Raw genomic sequence first — 3,103 nt, 5'->3', positions numbered from 1 at the left:
AAAGATGGTCGGGGGTTTGACTTTGAGCGAAAGAAAATCACGAAGGGCGCACGGGGGCGGGGGGGGCTTCGCACGCCATGCTCTCGTGGTGCAACTGAGCACAGTTTGAGCTTATTGAAGTCCTTCTTTGCGAATGCCCTCCTCCCGCCTTCTTTCTATGCAACCCAGCAGGGCGTCGCTATGATGCCTGCCTTGTAACGGGGGCGCGTTATGTTGAATCTGATACGTCTCCTCCAGGATGGCCAGTTTCATTCCGGAGAGTCCTTGGGCAAGGCGCAGGGCATTACTCGAGCTGCCGTGTGGAAACACCTGAAGCAGCTTGAGAGCTCTTATGGCCTTAGCATCCATAAAGTTCGAGGCAAGGGCTACCGCCTTGCATCTCCGCTTGAGCTCCTTTCCAAGGAGCGCCTCCACGAATTGGGTGAGTTATGGCCGGTTTTTACTCACGACAGCGTTGACTCGACAAACGCCGAGGCTTTGCGGCTGCTTTCTCAGGGAGTAGAGGCGCCGTTTGTTGTGCTGGCTGAGCATCAATCTGGAGGGCGTGGCCGCCGAGGCCGAACTTGGGTTTCTCCGTATGGAGAGAATCTTTATCTCTCATGCGCGATCAGCATAGATGGTGGGGCCAGGCAGCTAGAAGGAATGAGTCTGCTGGTAGGCGTCGCTGCATTGCGAGTTCTGCGCTCCGCGGGTGTTGGTGCCGCACAACTCAAATGGCCCAACGACATATTGGTAGCAAACAAAAAGATCGCCGGTATTCTCATCGAGTTGGTGGGGGATCCTGCAGATATCTGCAATGTGGTGATTGGTGTTGGACTCAACGTCAATATGCTTGACCGGCAGATGGAGATCACTCAGGAATGGGCATCCATCCGCTCCGTGGTCGGATCTCTGCAGGACCGCACGCAGATTGCGGCCAGTCTTTTAGGTCAATTACGCCTTTGTCTACAAGAAGGGTTTCAAGCTCTTCGTGATGAGTGGGAAGCCAATCATGCATGGACGGGAATGGAAGTGTCCGTTGTGACTGCAAGCCAGCGAGTTGATGGAGTGGTTCTCGGTATAGATAAGAGCGGCGCTCTTCGTCTTGATGTGGGGGGTAGCGAGATGCTGTTAAGCGGGGGGGAGCTCAGTTTGAGGTTGCGTGATGATTCTAGAGCTTGATTGTGGCAACAGTTTCATCAAGTGGCGCGTAATAGGCGCCGATGATGGCGTGTCACGCATTTCTGGTGTTGCTCCTGATAGCGCAGCTCTCATTGGGGCGATCAACGCATTCGATTGCGCACGTATCCAGCGTTGCCGATTGGTCAGTGTCCGCTCAGAGGAGGAAACATCCTCTCTCCTGTTGGCGCTTGAGCAAGCGCTCCATACAAAACCACTGCTCGCTTCGCCCTCCCAAATGCTGGCGGGCGTGGGTAATGGCTATCAAGACTTCCAGAAGCTTGGTCTGGATCGATGGCTCGCTGTACTTGGTGCTTATCACACGAGCAAGAAAGCTTCGCTTGTTCTTGACCTCGGAACTGCGGTCACTGCTGATTTCGTAACGTCTGGTGGTGAGCATCTCGGAGGCTACATATGTCCTGGTGTGCCGCTTATGCGCAGCCAGCTCAGGACGCATACGCGGCGAATTCGTTATGACGATGAGGCTGCGGCCCGCGCCATTGAGGATATGAGGCCCGGGCGAAGCACTGCTGAGGCAGTTGAGCGAGGTTGTCTCTTGATGCTGAAAGGATTCGTACGCATGCAGTTGGACCTGGCGCACCAGCAACTGGGGGACGATATCGCCGTTTTTCTCACCGGAGGTGATGCTGCGTTGGTGAAAGAGGATATTCCTAGCGCAAGACTGGCTCCGGATCTTGTTTTTTCCGGGCTCGCTATCGCTTGCCCACTGGACTGAGGTTGCTAATGCGCTGGCTGTTCCTGCTTTTATTGGTGCTGAATCTCTTCTACTACGTTTGGCACCAGCAACAAGCACCTCTTCAGGTAAAAGAGGTTGAGACGCTTTCCCTTTACAAGGGGGGGCAGCAGGGCATCCGATTGCTGGGTGAGTCTAAAGGCGAGGGTTCTTCCCGCGCTCAACAGCGGTCATTGTTTACGTCTGGTGCGCAGGCTTGCCTCTTTCTGGGGGGGGTGGATTATGAGGATCAGGTGAAGGGTGTTGAGCAAAGGCTGCTGTCATTAAACATTCAGAGCAGTATCCAGAGCGTGGATGCCGCGGCGGGGGTGGACTACTGGGTCTATCTCGCCCCACTTGCTTCCAGGCAGGCGTCTTTAAGGCAGTTGAAGGAGTTGCAGGCCCGCAAGATCGATAGTTTTTTGATCAGCCAAGGTGATCTGCAGAATGGCATCTCACTTGGAATTTTCCCCAGGCTGGATTCGGCCGAAAGTGTCATGTCGCGCCTCAAGGATGCAGGGTATGAGCCTTTGATGCGTGAGTTGCCTCGTGCTCACCGTGATTATTGGGTTCGTGTGGATGAGAGCAGCCGGCGCCTTGTGGATGATTCGTTGTTGGCTGCTTTGGTAAAGGACTTTCCAGGTCTTCAGCACAAAATAATGCCCTGTCAGGGTATTGCATCTGGTGAATAGTTTGCATAGAATGGCGCCCGCTTCTCAGGCAGGCCTAAAACGATGTTTGCAGAAGCACTGTCAATTTTAGCTAACCTCAAGATTTTAATGAGAAAAAGCTTGACAGTAGAGAGGGTTGCGGTGAGAATGCCGCCTCCCGATTGGAGGGATTCCCGAGTGGCCAAAGGGATCAGACTGTAAATCTGACGTCATAGACTTCGAAGGTTCGAATCCTTCTCCCTCCACCAGATTAAGCGTGAGCACCAGGCTCCGCGGGTATAGTTCAGTGGTAGAACCTCAGCCTTCCAAGCTGATGATGCGGGTTCGATTCCCGCTACCCGCTCCAGGTTTGGTGTTTGTGCAAGGTGTTTGGCTCATGTAGCTCAGCTGGTAGAGCACACCCTTGGTAAGGGTGAGGTCAGCGGTTCAAATCCGCTCATGAGCTCCATCCTACAAAGGCAGATATGAAAATATCTGCCTTTGTTTTAATGGTGGCATGGCTCGCTCAACTCATTGATGGGAGGCGTTCTCGATGGCTAAA

3 protein-coding genes and 3 tRNA genes are annotated in these 3,103 nt (G+C 53.8%); all 6 read left to right on the top strand.

All coding sequences use genetic code 11. The features are described 5' to 3' along the window. Nucleotides 1–210: 210 nt before the first annotated feature. The 6 genes from birA (at nt 211) to A7D27_RS26705 (ending at nt 3,010) form a co-directional block, all read left to right on the top strand. A complete protein-coding gene (birA, locus tag A7D27_RS27600) occupies nt 211–1,161 on the top strand; it encodes a bifunctional biotin--[acetyl-CoA-carboxylase] ligase/biotin operon repressor BirA (RefSeq protein ID WP_083265798.1) in 951 nt (316 codons plus the stop codon). Next, on the top strand, nt 1,145–1,894 hold the full coding sequence (locus tag A7D27_RS26725) for a pantothenate kinase (protein ID WP_069566666.1): 750 nt from the start codon (nt 1,145–1,147) through the stop codon (nt 1,892–1,894). Before birA ends, A7D27_RS26725 begins: the two co-directional genes overlap by 17 nt. Before the next feature lie 8 nt (nt 1,895–1,902). Further along, nucleotides 1,903–2,583 (top strand): SPOR domain-containing protein, encoded by a 681-nt coding sequence (locus A7D27_RS26720; RefSeq protein WP_069566665.1) that lies wholly within the window; start codon nt 1,903–1,905, stop codon nt 2,581–2,583. Between the two features lie 142 nt (nt 2,584–2,725). Beyond that, a tRNA-Tyr gene (locus tag A7D27_RS26715) sits at nt 2,726–2,810 on the top strand. 24 nt (nt 2,811–2,834) lie between these two features. Further along, nucleotides 2,835–2,908, top strand: a tRNA-Gly gene (locus A7D27_RS26710). Between the two features lie 26 nt (nt 2,909–2,934). Then, nucleotides 2,935–3,010: transfer RNA gene (locus A7D27_RS26705), tRNA-Thr, on the top strand. Nucleotides 3,011–3,103: the final 93 nt, after the last annotated feature.

Source organism: Pseudomonas sp. 1D4 (assembly GCF_001728925.1).
GTDB lineage: Bacteria > Pseudomonadota > Gammaproteobacteria > Pseudomonadales > Pseudomonadaceae > Metapseudomonas > Metapseudomonas otitidis.
Note: the sequence above shows the minus strand (reverse complement) of the source record. Positions and strands in the feature narration are given on the sequence as shown.